Below are 16504 nucleotides of genomic sequence, written 5' to 3'. Positions count from 1 at the left end.
AAATGATAGGGTGAGGTGTGGTCATGGGCGCGTATCCGCAGACGATCTATTTTACCGGCGCGAATGAACCGGTGGGGCAGGAAGTGGAACTGCGCGGACTGAAGGTGGAAGGCGATCTGCCTGCCGAAGTGCGCGGCAGCTTCTATCGCGCTGTTCCTGATCCCGCCTTTGCGCCGATGTTCGACAATGACCACACCCTGTCGGGCGATGGCATGATCAGCCGCCTGTCGTTCAACGGCGACGGGACGGCGGACTTCATCATGAAGTTCGTGGAAACGGCGCGCTACAAGGCCGAGAAGGCGGCGGGCAAGGCGCTGTTCGGCAAGTATCGCAATCCGTTCACCGATGATCCTTCCGTTCAGGGGGTGGACCGCACCGTGGCCAACACCACGCCGGTGTGGCACGCCGGACGCCTGCTGATGGCCAAGGAGGACGGGCGGCCCTATCGCGTCGATCCGAAGACATTGGCAACGCTCGGCTCCTACGACTTTGGCGGCGCGCTGAAATCCGAGACGATGACCGCGCACGTGCGGATCGACGGCGAGACCGGTGAGCTGTTCTTCTATGGCTACGAGGCCGATGGGCAGGCTTCCACAAAGGTTGCCTATTGCGTGGTCGCTCCCGATGGCACGCTGAAGTCCGAGCAGTGGTTCGATGCGCCCTATTGCGCGATGATGCACGACTTCACGATCAGCCAGAACTACGCGCTGTTCCCCATCTACCCGACGACAGCGGACCTTGACCGGCTCAAGGCAGGCGGGGAGCACTGGCATCACGAGCCGGAGCTGGAAAGCTGGCTCGGCGTGATGCCGCGCTATGGCGATGTATCGGAAATCAAGTGGTTCAAGGGGCCCAAGGGCTGCCATTCGTACCACATGATGAACGCGTGGGAGGATGCTGACGGCATGCTCCACTTCGATGCCTGCCTCAACAATACCAATGCCTTTGCCTTCATCCGCGAGCCTTCGGGCATCCACATGGGGCCGCAGGACGTGGTTGGTGCGCTGACGCGCTGGACGGTCGATCCCAAGGCTGACGGCGGCGAGGTGGTGGAAACCATCATCGGGCCTCCGGGCGACTTCCCGGTGATCCCTGCGAAGCAGCAGGGGCGGCCCTACAAGACCGGCTTCATGTTTTCGATGAACCCCGAGCTGCAGGGGCCGCCCTTGTTCGCCGGGCCGGTCGGCGTCAGCTTCAACGTGCTGCTGCGGCTGGACGGGATGGATACGCCGACCCCGCAAGTGACCAATGCGCTCGCCCTGCCGCCGATGGCCGGGTTCAACGAACCGGTGCACGTGCCCGCCAGCGATCCTGCACAGGACGGCTGGATGGTGTTCATCATGGACCAGCAAGTGGGCGACAACCAGTTCATCCACGAGGCCTGGGTGATCGATGCCGGAAACATCGGTGCGGGGCCGGTCGCCAAGGTGCAGATCCCCGCGCGTTTGCGTCCGCAGGTGCACGGCTGGTGGGTGCCGCAGGCGCAGCTGGACGCGCTGTCGTGAGCCGGATCGTCATCACGGGCGCATCGGGCAACTATGGCCGGGGTGTGACCGATCGTCTGATCGCGCAGGGTCTCGCCTCGGACCTGATCCTGATCACGCGCAAGCCCGAGAAACTGGCCGACCGTGCCGGGCAAGGCTGCACGGTGCGCTATGGCGATTTCGACAAGCCCGAGACGCTCGAGCAGGCGGTGCAGGGGGCGGAGCGGATGCTGCTGATCTCGGGCACGCGGGTTGGGGCGCGGGTGGTGCAGCACAAGGCGGCGGTGGACGCGGCCGCAGCGGCTGGGGTGGCGCACATCATCTACACCAGCTTCATCGGCATCGATGATCCCGCCAACCCCGCCGAAGTGCGCCACGATCATATCGAGACGGAAGCCCTGATCCGCGCTTCCGGCTGCGGCTGGACCATGCTGCGCGACGCGCACTATGCCGACGCGATGATCCTGATGGCCGGGCCGGGCGTGATCCAGAGCGGCAAGTGGTTCTCGAACGCTGGAGAGGGGCGGGAGGCCATGGTCTGGCGTGACGACTGCATCGAAAGCGCGGTCGCGGTGCTGACCGGCGAGGGCCATGTAGGCCAGATATACAACATCACCGGACCGGAATTGCAGACCTTTGGGGAGGTGGCGGCGATCATGGCCGAAGTGACGGGGCGGCCAGTGGAGCATGTCTCGCTCGACGACGAGGGCCAGTACGCGATGTTCGACGCGATGGGCATTCCCCGCCGCCCGGTCGACGATCTGGAAGTGGCTGGCATCCCGTGGAACAGCGATGACATGGTGTCGTTCGGCCGCGCGATCCGCGAGGGGTTTCTGGAGCTGTGCACCGATGACGTCGAGCGACTGACCGGCCGCAAGGCGCGCTCGGTGCGGCAGATGATCGAGGATAATGCGGAGATGCTGCGGGGGGCCTGACGATCCATGACGGGAACTATTGTGCTTCAAGCCTTTAGCGGCACCTGCCACTGCGGGGCAGTGCGTTTCAAGGCGAGATGCGATCCGTCCTATTCGGTCCTGTGTGATTGCTCGATGTGCAGACGGCGCAATTCGATCATGTTGCGCTGTGACGCATCCGATCTGGTCATCGCATGCGGCGACGATAAGTTGACCGAATATCGTTTCAACACAGGTGTCGCGATCCACTATTTCTGTTCGACATGCGGCTGTTACACCTTCCACCGGATGCGAAAACTGCCGGACAAGTTTGCGATAAACGCAGGGTGCCTTGACGGTCTGGATAAGGCCGCATTGCGACCAATCTTTATCGAGGGCTCGAAAGCCTGACGCTCTTCCCTCCCCGCCGGGAGGAGCTGGGAAGGCGCAGACCTGCGTCAACGCCGCGTGGTACACCCCCACCCAGCCTCCCCCTCAAGGGGGAGGGGCTAAGTGCGAGCGGCCAGCCCTCACAAGTTCGCCTTGAACAGCGCCAGCATCCGCCCCCATGCCTTCTCCGCTTGCGCGCGGTCGTAGATCGGGGCGTCGAGGGTGCACCAGCCGTGCTGGGCGGGGTAGACTTCGATCTCGGCGGGGCGCTTGGCGGCTGAGGCCGCTGCGCGCAGCTGGGTCTTTTCCTTGGGCGCGCGTTCATCGTCGTTCTGGGCGATGGCGAAGAGATAGGCCGCGCGGGTCTTGCCGATCAGGTTGACCGGGCTGTCCGCTTCGGGCCCGACGAGGCCGCCGCCGTGGAACGAGGCCGCCGCGCCGACGCGGGCCGGGTTGGCAAAGGCGGTGCGCACGGTGAAGGGGCCGCCCATGCAGTAACCGGCCGAGCCGATGCGCTTCTTGGCGTTCACTTCCTTCTGCATGTCGAGCCATGAGACGAAGGCGGCAGCATCTGACGTGGTGCCAGAGGGCGTGATCGCCGCGATCATCGGCTTGAGCTTGGCCTGTCCTGCAGGCGCCCGCCATTCCATCAGCGAGTTCAGGATCGGGGCGGGGCTGGATCGATAGTACTGGTTGACGACCAGCACGGCGTAGCCGGCAGCGGCAAGGCGGGTGCCCATGGTCTTGTAGGCATCTCGCAGGCCGGCGATGTCGGGCCACATGATGACGGCGGGGTGCTTGCCCTTGGTCGGGTAGACGAAGAAGGCGTCGGCCTTGCCATCGGGCGTGTCGATCACGACGCTGCGGCTGGCGGTGAGTGCTTCGGCGGCGGTGGCGCAGCCGGGCAACGCGGCGAGGGCGGCAGCGCCCGCGCCGAGCGAGGCGAACTCACGGCGGTTAAGGAAAAATTCGGCGTTCTCGGCCTCGGTAAGCTCATCGCACATCGCAAAATTCTCCACGCTCCGTCCGGAGCAGAGACTAGCGCGGGCACATCGCTGCGCAAGGTGCCTTGGCGGGTGATTTTTCCTCTCGCATTCGCCAAGCAATTTGTTAGTGTTACATACAAATAGACCGGCTTGGGAGAGTCGAAGCATGACTGACGTGAATGCCCGCATTGCCGCGCTTGAAGCGCGCGTGACCGAGCTTGAGGATCTCAACGCGATCCGCCGCCTGCAGTGGGCCTATGGCTACTACATCGACTACAACCGGCCAGAGGAAGTCGCGGGGCTGTTCGCACGGGATGGCGCTGTCGTGTTCCTGTCGGGCGAATACGTTGGCTACGAAGGGGTGATGCGTCTTTACGGAACGTGGTTCCAGAACCTGTTCACCGGCGGGCGGCGCGGCCCGGTGCACGGGCTGCTGCTTGACCATTTCCAGTTGCAGGACGTGATCACGATTTCCGCAGACGGGCAAAGCGCCAAGGGCCGCTTTCGTGGCATTCTTGCGGGCGGCTGGCATGACGATATCCTGAAGGACAAGCCCGAGGGCATGCCGCAGCAGTTCTGGGAAAGCGGCATATACGAGAACGACTACGTCAAGGAAGACGGCGTCTGGAAGATCAAGCGGCTTGACTACATGATGCAGTGGCAGGCCGATTACGAGACCGGCTGGTCAAAGACCGTGGCGCACCTGCAGCCAGCCGCCGTATGCTTCCCCGAAAATCCCATCGGGCCAGACCGCCTGCTGCCCGACACGCAAGTGCGGCAGACCTGGCCCAACCGCCAGGAAGTGGCGATGAGCTTTGCCCACCCGGTGCTGGCCAGGGCCTTTGCCGTGGAGGACTTTACGCGGCTGCAGAAGGCGTGGCCTTGAGCGCGGCGGGATCGTTCAGTTGCCCCAGCGGCCGATGCGCAGGAGCACCGATGCGGCGACGCGGCGGAAGGCATCGCGATCGCGCTGGGAAACGCCCTTGAACAGGTCGGCGCCAACCGAGTCCATGGCCGGTATGGTCTGCGCGAAAACGCGTTTGCCAGCCTCGCTGAGGCGGACCGGCTTGCGGCGGCGGTTGGTCTTGTCCTTGCCCGGTTCGACCAGCCCCCGCTGCATGAGCGAGGTGATGGCGCGACTCACGTTCATCGGTGGCACACCCATGATTTCCGAAAGATCGTGCCCGGCGAGTTCACCTTCGCCGCCCAGGGCCAGCACGATGCGCAGGTCCGTCGATGTAAGGCCCAAGGGTTCGGCGACGCCTTCACGCATCGGCGTGCCGATGAAAGTCGCGAGTTTGAGAAGGTCGACCAGAAGGGCGACATCGCCAGCGATCGCGGGAGCCTCGTTCTGGGCATCGGATGGTTCTGCTGCTGCCATGGCCGCTGTGTATTGCCGCGTTCCCGGCATCGGGCAAGAGGCCAAGTGTGCTCGATTGGCCGCAATCCGCCGCTGATTGGATTGCCACGAATGTTAGGCTTGCAAAGCAGAAATTAGTATGCCTTACTAACAAACAGGAAGCGGTTCCGAAGAGGACCATACAGGAGAGGGGTTATGGCACAAGCCAGTCGTTTCACGTCAGAGTTGCGCCTTCTTGCCGCCGCCAGTTGCGGTGCGCTGTCGCTGGGCCTTGCCATGCCGGCAATGGCGCAGGATGCCCAGGCACAAGCCGAGGAAACCACACCGGAATCCGCGCGCGAAATCGTGGTGACCGCGCAGTTCCGCGAACAGCGGTTGCAGGATACGCCGCTGTCGATCACCGCGGTCGACGCAACGCTGCTTGCCTCGCGCAACCAGACCGACATCGCCCAGATCGCGCAGCAGGCGCCGAACGTCACGCTCAACGCGATGGGCGGGGCCTATGGCTCGTCGCTCGGCGCATCGATCCGCGGCGTGGGCCAGTTCGATTTCAACCCAGCATACGAGCCGGGCGTGGGCATGTACGTCGATGACGTCTATTATGCCACGCTGACCGGCGGCATCTTCGACCTGCTCGATCTAGAGCGCGTGGAAGTGCTGCGCGGGCCGCAGGGCACGCTGACCGGGCGCAACGCCATCGGCGGTGCGATCAAGCTGTTCTCGAAGAAGCCGACCGACGAGAATTCGGGCATGGTCGAGGCCGTCTATGGCAGCCGCAACCGTGTCGACATTCGCGGCAGCGCCAACTTCATCCTTGCGCAGGATCTCTATGCGCGCGTTTCGGGCGTCTACAAGCGCCAGAACGGCTACGTGGACCAGCTCGACTATGGCTGCGCCAAGCCGGGCAACCCGCAGGGGATCACGGCGCGTCCCGGTTCAGGCCAGGACTGCGTGATCGATAAGCTGGGCGAGAAGGGTTACGCCGGCCTGCGCGGATCGGTGCGCTACAATCCGGGCGACAACTTCGACCTGGTGATCATCGGCGACTATACGCATGAAGAGCGCACCAATGCCGCTGAGGTGATCTCGCTGATCAATCCCGCGCGCATCACGCCGGCCTATGCCTGCGGCCGCTTCTGCACTTACGCCAATTTCTATGCCCCTGCCGGTGGCTTCGTCGGCCAGGGCTACAACATGCCCAATCGCCTGAAGTTCGACGGCTACGGCTTCTCGGCCAACATGACCATCGGGCTGAACGATTCGGTCAACGTGCAGTCGATCACCGCCTATCGCAATTACCGCCAGAAGTGGGGCACCGACGACGACTTCACCCCGGATCTCGCCATTGCCGGACAGGGCTACAACGACCTCAAGTTCTGGTTCTTCAGCCAGGAACTGCGCGTCAACGCCAAGCTGGGTGACAATGTCGACCTGACCGTGGGCGGCTACTATTCCGACCAGCGTTCGGTCTACTTCACCCGCCAGGACATCCGCTATATCGCGCCGGGCCTGAACTTCCAGTTCCTGGGCAACGACCCGGTCAATGCCGACAGCAAGGCGGTGTTCGGCACGGTGATCGCCCGCCCGATCGAGGGCCTGACCCTGACTGGCGGCCTGCGCTATACCAAGGAAAGCAAGGACTACACCTTCGTTCGCAAGAACTTCGATGGTGCGACCCGTTCGATCTTCCTTGGCCCGCTGGACGGACTGAAGGCGGTCTATTCCGGCGACAAGGTCGACTGGCGCCTCTCGGCGGACTATCGCTTCAGCCCCGAAGTTCTGGCCTACGTGACCGTGGGCACCGGCTTCAAGGGTGGCGGCGTGACCGCGCGTCCGTTCGACGCCGCGCAGGCCCTCAACGGCAGCTTCGATCCGGAAACGGTGACCGCCTATGAAGCGGGTCTCAAGACCGACCTGTTCGATCGCCGCCTGCGCCTGAACATTGCCGGCTTCATCAACGACTACAACGACATCCAGCTTCCGCTGATTTCGTGTGCGTCGCTGGGATCACTGGCTCCGTGCGGTGCGCGCCAGAATGCGGGCAATGGCCGGATCAAGGGCTTCGAAGTCGAATTTCAGGCCTCGCCGCTCCCCGGTCTGGATATCGATGGATCGGTCAGCCACCTGACCGGCAACTACAAGAACATCGACCCGCGCGTCGGCAATGCGATCCTGCTGACCGACCCGATCGTCACGCCCAACTGGAAGTGGAGCGCAGGCATCCAGTATCGCGCCGAACTGGGCGATGCCGGATCGATCACGCCGCGCTTCGACTATGCGCATACCGGCAGGCAGAGCGCCGGTCGCATCGCCGCGGGGCAGCCGATCGAATTCTTCAACCCCTATGACATCGCCAACGCGCGCCTTACCTGGCGCAATGCCGGCGAGGACTTGTCGATCTCGTTCGAAGTGCAGAACGTGTTCGACGAATACTACACGCCGTTCCGCTTCGCGTCGGTCTATGCCTTCACCGGCACGGCCTACAGCCAGGTTGGCCGCCCGCGCGAATGGGCAGTCACGGTGCAGAAGCGCTTCTGACCGATTACAGGTTCATGAGGGAATTGGGCGGTCAGCGATGGCCGCCCTTTTCTTTTGGGCTTGGCGCAAACAATATCAAATGTTAGCGTCTTCGCTGCGAGCCGAATCCGGCCGCAGATGGGAGAAATGCCTTGCTGACGCGCGAGGGCTATGACCGATACGTCGCCGCGTTCAACGCGAAGGACTACGACGCGGTCGCCGACTTTTACGTGGATCCTCCGCTGATGACGTTTTTCGGTGTCGAGATCCGTTCGCGGCAGGCGCTCAAGGACTTCTACGCTTTTCTGCACGATCACGTGAAGGAGAGCGTGACCGTGCTGAACTTTGCCTGCTCGGATACGCTGACCGCCATCGATGCGGTGATCCGCGTGGAAGGGGTCAAGGACTTGACCCGCGAGGCGCTGGACGCGCGGGGCTTGCACGAATTCTTCCCGATTGCTGCAGGCCAGATGCAGGAAATGCGTCAATTCATCTTCTATACGATCAAGGACGGCCTGATCGAGCGCGTGGAATGCGCGCTGGCGCAGGCGTGAGAGGACAACCCGCATGACCCCCGAAGGCGTGAACGTCAGCCATCCTGACAAGCTTTATATCGGCGGCCGATGGATGCCGGCGCATTCCGGAAGGATGATCGACCTCATCTCCCCCAACACCGAACAGGTGGTGGGCCGCGTGGCCGAGGCCGACGAAGCCGACATGGATGCTGCCGTTGCTGCCGCGCGCGAGGCCTTCGATCACGGACCGTGGCCTTCGACGCCACCAGCAGAACGCATCGCGGCCTTCCGTCGCATGGTGGCACGTCTCGAAACGCGGGTGCCGGAACTGGCAAAGGCGTGGACCGCGCAGATGGGCGGGCTCGCTTCGTTTGCAGGGCCGATGCATGGTGGCAGCGTGATGGCATTGGGCCAGATCGCGGGGTTTGCCGAACAGTTCGAATTCGTCGAGCGCCGCCCGAGCATGGCTGCCGATACTGCGCTGATCGCCTATGAGCCGGTGGGCGTGGTTGCCGCGATTGCGCCCTGGAACGGGCCGTTCGGGATCATGGCCAACAAGGTCGCCTATGCGTTGCTGACCGGCTGCACTGTGATCATGAAGCCATCGCCCGAGACGCCGCTCGAGGCCTATATCATTGCCGAGGCGGCAGAGGCTGCAGGAATTCCGGCAGGTGTGGTGAACCTTGTGACCGGCCATCGCGAGGCGAGCGACCATCTGGTTTGCAACGAGGGCGTGGACAAGGTCAGCTTCACTGGCTCGACCGTGGCGGGCAGGCGCATTGCCTCGGTCTGCGGTGGTCGCATGGCGCGCTGCACGCTGGAACTGGGGGGCAAGTCGGCCGCGATCGTGCGCGACGATTTCCCGATCGATGCGGCGGCAAAGATGCTGGCCGGCACGATCACGATGATGAGCGGGCAGGTCTGCGCGATGCTCAGCCGCGTGATCGTGCCCCGCCACCGCCACGATGAACTGGCCGAAGCCATCGCGGCGCAGATGAAGCAGGTCCGCATCGGGCATTCCGACGATCCCGAAGCCCAGCTTGGCCCCGTCGCCATGAAGCGCCAGCTCGAACGCATCGAAATGTACATCGAGGAAGGCAGGCAGACGGCCGATCTCGTCACTGGCGGGGGACGCCCGGCGCACCTCAACCGCGGCTATTTCATCGAGCCGACGCTGTTTGCCAACGTGAAGAACGACAGCCGGATCGCGCAGGAAGAGATATTCGGCCCGGTGCTCAGCCTGATCCCGGTAGAGGACGAGGAGGACGCCATCCGCACGGCCAACGACAGCGCTTATGGCCTTAACGGTTCGGTGCTGACCACCGACGCCGATGCCGCCTATCGCATCGCCCGCCGCGTGCGCACCGGCGGTTTCGGGCAGAACGGGCTGCGGATGGACTTCGGCCTGCCGTTTGGCGGCTTCAAGCAATCGGGCATCGGGCGCGAGGGCGGGCCGGAGGGGCTGTTCCCTTATCTCGAAATGAAGACCATCCTGATCGACGGGATGCCGTCCGCGCTTTGAATTGGGAGATCATATGTCTGGCCATGTCGCGAGCAAATCGATCGTCATCACCGGCGCGGGCGGCGGCTTTGGAAGTCTGGTGGCACGGAAGGCGGCGGCGCTCGGTGCCAGTGTGACACTGGGAGATATCGACGTTTCCGCCGCGCAGGCGGTGGTCGATGAGATTGTTGAGGCTGGAGGCAGGGCACAGGCGGTTGCGGTCGACGTGCGCGATCTTGCGCAGGTAAAGGCTTTGGTCAAAGCTGCCCTCGATGCGTTCGGTGCGGTCGACGTGATGGTCAACAACGCGGGGATCATGCCGCTGGCATTCTTTTCCGATCACGAGGCGGCCTATCCTGCGTGGGAGCGCTGCATCGATATCAACATCAAGGGCGTGCTGAACGGCATGGTCGCCGCCTATGACCCGATGATCGCGGCAGGGCGCGGGCAGATCGTCAACATCTCCTCGATCTACGGCAATTTCCCGGTGATCGGAGCGGCGGTCTATGGCGCCTCGAAGTCGGCGGTGAACTTTCTGTCGGAATCGCTGCGGGTGGAAAGCCGGGGCCGGATCAAGGTCACGACGATCAAGCCGACCGGTGTTCCCAGCACCGGCCTGTCCGGCACTGTCGTCAACCAGGCGGCGGGCATCGGTATCGTTGCGCACAACATGCCCGATTTCATGGAGATGGTCGGCCAGATGGCGGAAGGGACGTTCCCGCCCGAGCGTCTCGATCCCGAGGCGATGGATTATGCCAGCCTAGCGCCCGAGCACATCGCCGATGCGGTGATTCACGCGATCGACCAGCCTTGGGGCGTTTCGATTGCGGAAGTGACCGTGCGCGCGGCGGGAGATCACTTCGTCCTGTAGGAACGCAAAACCCCCGCCGGTGAGGGCGGGGGCTTCGCTTTCAGGCCGAGGCTCGATCAGCGGATCGGGCAATCAGGCGACAGGCGCATGTCGAGGTAGTTGTCGACCGCGCGCATCATGTCGTCCATCTCGTTCTCGAAGAAGTGGTTGGCGCGCGGCACTTCATCGTGATGGATTGTGATGTGCTTCTGGGTGCGCAGCTTGTCTACCAGCTTCTGCACCGCGTTGGGCGTGACGACGGTGTCCGCCGTGCCCTGCACGATGATGCCCGAGGCGGGGCACGGGGCAAGGAAGCTGAAATCATACATGTTGGCGGGCGGCGCGACCGAAATGAAGCCACGGATCTCCGGGCGGCGCATCAGCAACTGCATGCCGATGAGGGCGCCGAAAGAATAGCCCGCGATCCACGTCGTGCTCGCTTCGGGATGGATCGACTGCACCCAATCGAGCGCGGCGGCAGCATCGGACAGTTCGCCGATGCCATTGTCGAACGAACCCTGGCTGCGGCCGACGCCACGGAAATTGAAGCGCAGCGTGGCAAAGCCGCGCGCGACGAAGGTCTTGTAGAGGGCCTGCGTGATGCGGTCGTTCATCGTGCCGCCCGCTTGCGGGTGCGGGTGGAGGATCATCGCAACCGGTGCACGGGGGCGGGTGGCGGGCTGGAAACGGCCTTCGAGGCGGCCTTCGGGGCCGGGGAAGATGACTGCGGGCATTGCCTGTCCGGTAATCCTGTGGTCTGGCCCGGGTGGCATGGGAATGCCGGGGCTGGGAATTAGGTTGAACGCTATATAGAAACCAGCCTTGCGAAAGCAATCTTTCCACGCATTTGCCGGGATCCGCGTTGCCACAAGATTCGATCTATCTCGATCACGCTGCCACCACGCCGCTGCTGCCCGAAGCGATGGCAGCGATGCAGGAGGGCTTCCGGATATGGGCAAATCCCTCGAGCCCGCATGCGGCAGGCCGGGTTGCGAGGGCGGCGCTGGAGGACGCCCGGGCGAGGGTGAAGGCCGTGCTGGGCTGGCAGGGTGAGGTGATCTTCACCAGCGGAGCGAGCGAGGCGCTGGCGATCGGCATCGGCCGGGCCAGGGCTGAGCGCGTGCTGGTTTCGGCGGTGGAGCACGACGCGGCGCTGCGCGCGGCCGGTGGGGCTGCGCATGTGCCGGTCGATCCGGGCGGACTGCTCGACCGGGAGGCCTTGGCCACGGCGCTCGGCGGGCGGACGCTGGTGGCCGTGCAGCAGGTCAACAGCGAGACGGGCGTCGTGCAGGACATCTCCGGCATTACGGCCCAGGTGGGCGACAGCGGTGGTCTTGTGCTGTGCGATGCGGCGCAAGGCGCGGGCAAGCTCGACCTGCCGGAGGCGGACATGGTGGTGATTTCGGCGCACAAGTTCGGCGGGCCGGTGGGGGTGGGCGCCTTGCTGGTGCGCAATTGGGGAATGCTCGAGCCAAGCGGCGGGCAGGAACGCGGCTATCGCGGCGGGACTGAGGCCTTGCCGCTGGTTATGGGCATGGTGGCAGCGCTTGAGGCTGGAAACGCATGGCTCAAGCGCGCTTCAGGTTTGCGGGAATCACTTGCGAATCAACTTCTTGAAAACGGGGCGGAAATCCTTGCTGCGGAATCGCCGCGCAGCCCCACGGTCGGAGCATACCGCATGCCGGGCAAATCGAGCGCGGCGCAACTGATCCGGTTTGACGGCGCGGGCATTGCCGTTTCGGGAGGAAGCGCCTGCTCGTCAGGCTCCCTGAAGGCAAGCCACGTGCTGACGGCGATGGGTTATGCGCACCCTGCCGAGGTGATCCGCGTCTCCATCGGGCGCGAGACGACCGAGGCCGAGATCGCGCGCTTCGTGGACGTGTGGAAGGAGATCCGCGGGTGATCTACCTCGATTATCAGGCGACCACGCCGCTGGCCCCCGAAGCGCGCGAGGCGATGATGCCCTGGCTGGCGGGCCCGGAAGCGATGGGCTTTTCCAATCCCCATTCTCCGCATCGGGCCGGGCGCATGGCGGCGGCGGCAATCGAAGTGGCGCGCGAACAGGTGGCGGCGTTGCTGCCGCCCGGCGGGCGTGTTGTGTTCACGTCGGGTGCAACCGAGGCGATCAACCTGGCGATCATGGGATCGGGCCGGAAGCGCCTGGCGGTCAGCGCCATCGAACATGCAGCCGTGCTGGATACGGCGCGGGCGCTCGACCCTGAGGCATCGGTTCTGCCGGTCGACGGCGCAGGACTGGTCGATCCGGAGGTGGCGATACCCGAGGGGACCGGCCTTGTCGCGGTGATGCAGGTCAACAACGAGATCGGCACGGTGCAGCCTGTCGAAGCGCTAGCGCGGCGGGCGCACGACATGGGCGCGCTGTTCCTGTGCGACGCGGTGCAGGGGGCGGGCAAGATCGCCGCGCCGGAAGGGCCGGACCTGATCGCAGTATCCGCGCACAAGCTTTACGGACCCAAGGGCATCGGCGCTCTATGGGTGCGCGATGGGGTGGACCTTGCGCCGCTGATCCACGGCGGCGGGCAGGAGGGCGGCTTGCGCTCCGGCACGCTTTCGCCGGCGCTCTGTGCAGGGTTCGGCGCAGCGGCGGCCTTGTGCACAAGGCTGTCGGAAAGTGACCGGGTTCATGTGGAAAAGCTGCGGGACAAGGCGCTGGCGCTGTTCGAAGGCTGGACGCTCAACGGCAGCGCGACCCAGCGATGGCATGGCAACCTCAACTTGCGGCTGCCGGGGCTCGATGTGGCGCGATTGTTGTCCGAATGCCGCACGATCGCGTTTTCTGCAGGATCTGCGTGTGCCAGCGGGTCCGGCAGGCCAAGCCATGTCTTGCGCGCGCTCGGACTTTCGGACAGGGATAGCAGAACCGCGATCCGCATCGGTTTCGGACGCTATACGGGGGATAAGGAGCTTGAAGAGGCGGCCGGGGCGATCAACGCCGCGGCGCGCGCGCAGGGAGTCTTGTAACCATGGTCAGCGTCACCTTCGTCACCGCAAAGGGTGAAAAGATCGCCGGAGAAGGCGAAGCGGGGACGCGCCTGCTGGAACTGGGGCAAGCCAAGGGCATGCCGCTGGAAGGGACCTGCGAGGGCCAGATGGCCTGCTCGACCTGCCATGTGGTGATCGATCCCGCCTGGTTCGAAAAGCTGCCGCCAGCAGTTGAGGACGAGGAAGACATGCTCGACCTTGCAGCGGGCGTGACGCGGACGAGCCGTCTGTCCTGCCAGATCGAACTGACCGACGAGCTTGACGGGCTGGTCGTGCACATCCCCTCAGAAGCGCGGGACATGCAGGGGCGCTGAACCGTCAGGCAGGCTTTTCGCCGCGCTGCTTCCACCGCGTCCACAGCGCGAATACCGCCCGCTGGGCAGGCCGCTCGAAGCGACTGTGACTGATGAACCCGGCAGCAATCGCCATCGCGACGTAGCTGGCCATGAACCACGGTTCGCGCGCTACGCTGCGCGTGCCGATGGTGGCATCGATGATCAGCACGAGCGCCAACTGGATCGGGATATGCCACAGGTAGATGCCATAGGAGGCATCGCCCAGCTTCTGGCCAAAGCTGAGGCGGCCCTTGTCGTCATTGAGATCGATCGCGAGGGCGAGGAACAGGACGGCGAAAGTGCCGGCGATGGTCGCGGCATCGCCAGCAGGGTGATTGGCCTTGAGCAGGAAGGCGCTGGCCAGCAGCGCGAGGCCAAGCGGCAGCAGGGTGGCAGGCCGCAGCCAGCCCTTGAGCGTGGCGCCGTAGGTGGCGCAGCCGAGGAAGAAGTAGCCGACGCAGGCCAGCACGTCCTTGTTGGGCAGTTCCTTGAGCATTCCCCACAGCAGTGCGGCCCCGAGCGGCAGGGCCAGTGCGAGCGGGGCGCGGCGCAGGAGAGGGAGCGCGAGAAAGAAGACGAGATAGGCGAGGATCTCGGTCGAGAGCGACCATGACGGGCCGTTGAAGCTCTGGTCCTCGTGCCAGCCCCAGTATTGCATCAGCGGGATCGAAAGCAGGAAGTGCTTGAGATCATTGACGTGATAGATGAATTCGGTGCCGGTGCGGGCAACGTAGATGCCCTGCAGGATGGCCATCAGGCACAGCGTCAGCAGGTGCAGCGGCCACAGCCGCGCCACGCGGGCCGGCCAGAACCGCGCCTTGTAGTTGGCATCGGCGAGATAGACGTGGGCAAAGACGAAGCCCGAGACGGCCCAGAAATACTGCACGGCAGTGTGGCCGTGGTTGTAGAGCCAGCCCAGCGTTTCGTACCATGGCTGGATGGCGCGGTTGACGTTGAAATGGCGTTCCACCGGCGGCACGAAGAAGTGCTGGTAATGCCAGAACAGCACCATGATCGCCGCGAGCAGGCGCGACAGGTCAAGCGCGTGGAAGTGGCGCTTGGGCAAGCGCAGCTGCGAAAGGTCGTGGCGCAAGGGAGCGGTCTTTTCAGCCCCACCAGCCAAGGGCGTGGGTGCCGATGACGAGGGCGCCGCCGGCGAGGAAAGTGAGGATCTGCCCGGCAAGACCCGGCCCGCGCCTGCGGCGCTTGCGCTGCCACATCAGTTCGACCCTGGGCAGCGGCGGGGCTTCAGGCGCGCCGCCCTTGGGCGGGAAGCGGTCCTCGATGCGGCGGATGAGGTCGGGAATGCGCAGCAGAGTCTGCGTATCCTCGCGCACGCGGTCGGCAATCGCGGCTTCGGGGCCAAGCTCGTCGCGCACCCAGGCGCGGACGAACGGCGCCGAGGTCTCCCACATGTTGATCTCGGGGTCGAGCTGGGTGGCGATGCCCTCGACCATGACCATGGTCTTCTGCAGCAGCAGCAGGTGCGGCTGGGTCTGCATGTCGAAATCGCGGGTGATGGCGAAGAGGCCATCGAGCATCTGGCCGACGGAGAGTTCGGAAACCGGCTTGCCGCGCATCGGCTCGCCCACCGCGCGCAGGGCCGTGGCGAACTCGTCGACCGAGTGATAGCTCGGCACGTATTGCGCCTCGAAGTGGATCTCGGCGACGCGGCGGTAGTTGCCTGTGGTGAGGCCATAGAGGATTTCGGCGAGCCACTGGCGGGCGCGGCGATCGATCCGGCCCATGATGCCGAAATCGATGGCGACGATGGTGCCATCAGGTTCGACGAACAGGTTGCCCTGGTGCATGTCGGCGTGGAAGTATCCGCCGTTGATCGCCTGGGTGAGGAAGGCGAGAACCAGGCGCTGGGCAAGGTCCTTGCGATCGTGGCCGGCTGCGTCCAGCCCGGCGGTGTCGCTGATCTTGACGCCGTCGATCCAGTCGAGCGTCATCACGCGGCCGTTGGTGCGGTCCCAGTCGATCGCCGGTACGCGGTAGCCGGCGTGGGCGCGCATCGTTTCGGCCAGTTCCGAAGCCGAGGCGGCTTCGCGGCGCAGATCGAGTTCGCGCACGGTCCAGCGCTTGAAGTTGGCGATGACCATGCGCGGGCGCAGGCGCGAAGCCTCGGCGCCAAGGCCTTCGAGGTGGGCGGCGGCCCATTCATAGGTGTCGATGTCGCGCGCGAACTTTTCACGCACGCCGGGGCGCAGGATCTTGACCGCGACCTTGCGGCCCTCGGTGGTCACAGCGGTGTGAACCTGGGCAACGGAAGCCGCACCCACCGGCACCGGATCGAACGAGGCAAACAGGCTCTCGAGCGGACGTTCGAACGAGCGCTCTATCTCGGCGCGGATCAACGCGAAGTCGACCGGAGGCAGCTGGTCCTGCAGCGCGAGCAGGTTGTGTGCGGCTTCCTCGCCCACGAGATCGGGGCGGGTGGCGAGCGTCTGCCCGAGCTTGATCGCAGCCGGACCGATCGCGCGGAAGGCGCCGGCATAATCCGGCGTTTTCGGCTGGACGGTGCCAAAGCGCGCCACCTTGCACAGGGTGCGGACCGGAGAGGGCGTGTTGGGATCGGCTTCGATCCCGCGCAATGCACCGTGCCGGGCAAGCGTGCGGCCCCAGCCGAGCAGACGGCGGATATGCGTGGCAGGAAGGGTCAAAGGA

The 16504-nt window shown here is 64.7% G+C and carries 16 protein-coding genes; 11 read left to right on the top strand and 5 right to left on the bottom strand.

The window, feature by feature from the left end; all coding sequences use genetic code 11:
* The first annotated feature begins 23 nt into the window (after nt 1-23).
* From B9A23_RS08420 to B9A23_RS08410, 3 genes are read left to right on the top strand one after another with little or no spacing between them, the layout of a single operon-like run.
* Nucleotides 24-1505: a carotenoid oxygenase family protein gene (locus tag B9A23_RS08420; RefSeq protein WP_084278699.1), complete on the top strand. Its 1482-nt coding sequence runs from the start codon at nt 24-26 to the stop codon at nt 1503-1505.
* The gene (locus B9A23_RS08415) at nt 1502-2419 is read left to right on the top strand and encodes an SDR family oxidoreductase (RefSeq protein WP_084278698.1); all 918 of its coding nucleotides are present in this window, start codon (nt 1502-1504) and stop codon (nt 2417-2419) included. Before B9A23_RS08420 ends, B9A23_RS08415 begins: the two co-directional genes overlap by 4 nt.
* 6 nt (nt 2420-2425) lie before the next feature.
* Entirely contained in the window at nt 2426-2788 is a 363-nt protein-coding gene (locus B9A23_RS08410; RefSeq protein ID WP_084278434.1) for a GFA family protein, read from the top strand.
* Nucleotides 2789-2907: 119 nt separating this feature from the next.
* On the opposite strand, the gene B9A23_RS08405 is transcribed toward B9A23_RS08410, so the two are convergent.
* Nucleotides 2908-3771, bottom strand: a complete 864-nt coding sequence (locus tag B9A23_RS08405; protein WP_084278433.1) for a dienelactone hydrolase family protein — start codon at nt 3769-3771, stop codon at nt 2908-2910.
* Between the two features lie 148 nt (nt 3772-3919).
* On the opposite strand from B9A23_RS08405, the gene B9A23_RS08400 reads away from it, so the two are divergent.
* Complete coding sequence (locus B9A23_RS08400; RefSeq protein WP_084278432.1) at nt 3920-4639, top strand: nuclear transport factor 2 family protein; 720 nt, start codon at nt 3920-3922, stop codon at nt 4637-4639.
* 15 nt (nt 4640-4654) lie between these two features.
* Here B9A23_RS08400 and B9A23_RS08395 read toward each other — a convergent pair whose 3' ends face one another.
* Complete coding sequence (locus B9A23_RS08395) at nt 4655-5134, bottom strand: MarR family winged helix-turn-helix transcriptional regulator (RefSeq protein ID WP_176217923.1); 480 nt, start codon at nt 5132-5134, stop codon at nt 4655-4657.
* Between the two features lie 174 nt (nt 5135-5308).
* On the opposite strand from B9A23_RS08395, the gene B9A23_RS08390 reads away from it, so the two are divergent.
* The 4 genes from B9A23_RS08390 to B9A23_RS08375 all read left to right on the top strand — a co-directional run bounded on the left by B9A23_RS08390 (nt 5309) and on the right by B9A23_RS08375 (nt 10517).
* Nucleotides 5309-7651: a TonB-dependent receptor gene (locus B9A23_RS08390; protein WP_084278430.1), complete on the top strand. Its 2343-nt coding sequence runs from the start codon at nt 5309-5311 to the stop codon at nt 7649-7651.
* Between the two features lie 131 nt (nt 7652-7782).
* Complete coding sequence (locus B9A23_RS08385) at nt 7783-8184, top strand: nuclear transport factor 2 family protein (RefSeq protein ID WP_084278429.1); 402 nt, start codon at nt 7783-7785, stop codon at nt 8182-8184.
* Between the two features lie 13 nt (nt 8185-8197).
* On the top strand, nt 8198-9667 hold the full coding sequence (locus B9A23_RS08380; protein WP_084278428.1) for an aldehyde dehydrogenase: 1470 nt from the start codon (nt 8198-8200) through the stop codon (nt 9665-9667).
* 13 nt (nt 9668-9680) lie between these two features.
* Complete coding sequence (locus tag B9A23_RS08375) at nt 9681-10517, top strand: SDR family oxidoreductase (RefSeq protein WP_084278427.1); 837 nt, start codon at nt 9681-9683, stop codon at nt 10515-10517.
* Nucleotides 10518-10573: 56 nt separating this feature from the next.
* On the opposite strand, the gene B9A23_RS08370 is transcribed toward B9A23_RS08375, so the two are convergent.
* Nucleotides 10574-11230 carry an alpha/beta hydrolase gene (locus tag B9A23_RS08370; protein WP_084278426.1) on the bottom strand — a complete coding sequence of 219 codons (657 nt, stop codon included), beginning with the start codon at nt 11228-11230 and terminating at the stop codon, nt 10574-10576.
* 128 nt (nt 11231-11358) lie between these two features.
* Between B9A23_RS08370 and B9A23_RS08365 the strand changes: the two genes are divergently transcribed.
* Genes B9A23_RS08365 through B9A23_RS08355 form a run of 3 tightly spaced genes read left to right on the top strand, consistent with a single transcriptional unit; the run spans nt 11359 to nt 13813 of the window.
* Complete coding sequence (locus tag B9A23_RS08365) at nt 11359-12399, top strand: cysteine desulfurase family protein (protein WP_084278425.1); 1041 nt, start codon at nt 11359-11361, stop codon at nt 12397-12399.
* Entirely contained in the window at nt 12396-13478 is a 1083-nt protein-coding gene (locus B9A23_RS08360) for a cysteine desulfurase family protein (protein ID WP_084278424.1), read from the top strand. The genes B9A23_RS08365 and B9A23_RS08360 overlap by 4 nt, the downstream gene beginning before the upstream one ends.
* A gap of 2 nt (nt 13479-13480) precedes the next feature.
* On the top strand, nt 13481-13813 hold the full coding sequence (locus B9A23_RS08355; protein WP_084278423.1) for a 2Fe-2S iron-sulfur cluster-binding protein: 333 nt from the start codon (nt 13481-13483) through the stop codon (nt 13811-13813).
* 4 nt (nt 13814-13817) lie between these two features.
* On the opposite strand, the gene B9A23_RS08350 is transcribed toward B9A23_RS08355, so the two are convergent.
* Nucleotides 13818-14957: an acyltransferase family protein gene (locus B9A23_RS08350; RefSeq protein WP_254895050.1), complete on the bottom strand. Its 1140-nt coding sequence runs from the start codon at nt 14955-14957 to the stop codon at nt 13818-13820.
* Nucleotides 14941-16500 carry a 2-polyprenylphenol 6-hydroxylase gene (gene ubiB, locus B9A23_RS08345; protein WP_084278422.1) on the bottom strand — a complete coding sequence of 520 codons (1560 nt, stop codon included), beginning with the start codon at nt 16498-16500 and terminating at the stop codon, nt 14941-14943. The genes B9A23_RS08350 and ubiB overlap by 17 nt, the downstream gene beginning before the upstream one ends.
* Nucleotides 16501-16504: the final 4 nt, after the last annotated feature.

The sequence above is a fragment of the Novosphingobium sp. B1 genome, from assembly GCF_900176395.1.
Lineage (GTDB): Bacteria > Pseudomonadota > Alphaproteobacteria > Sphingomonadales > Sphingomonadaceae > Novosphingobium.
The sequence above is the reverse complement of the archived record's forward strand: the minus strand, read 5'-3'. Positions and strand labels throughout refer to the sequence as shown.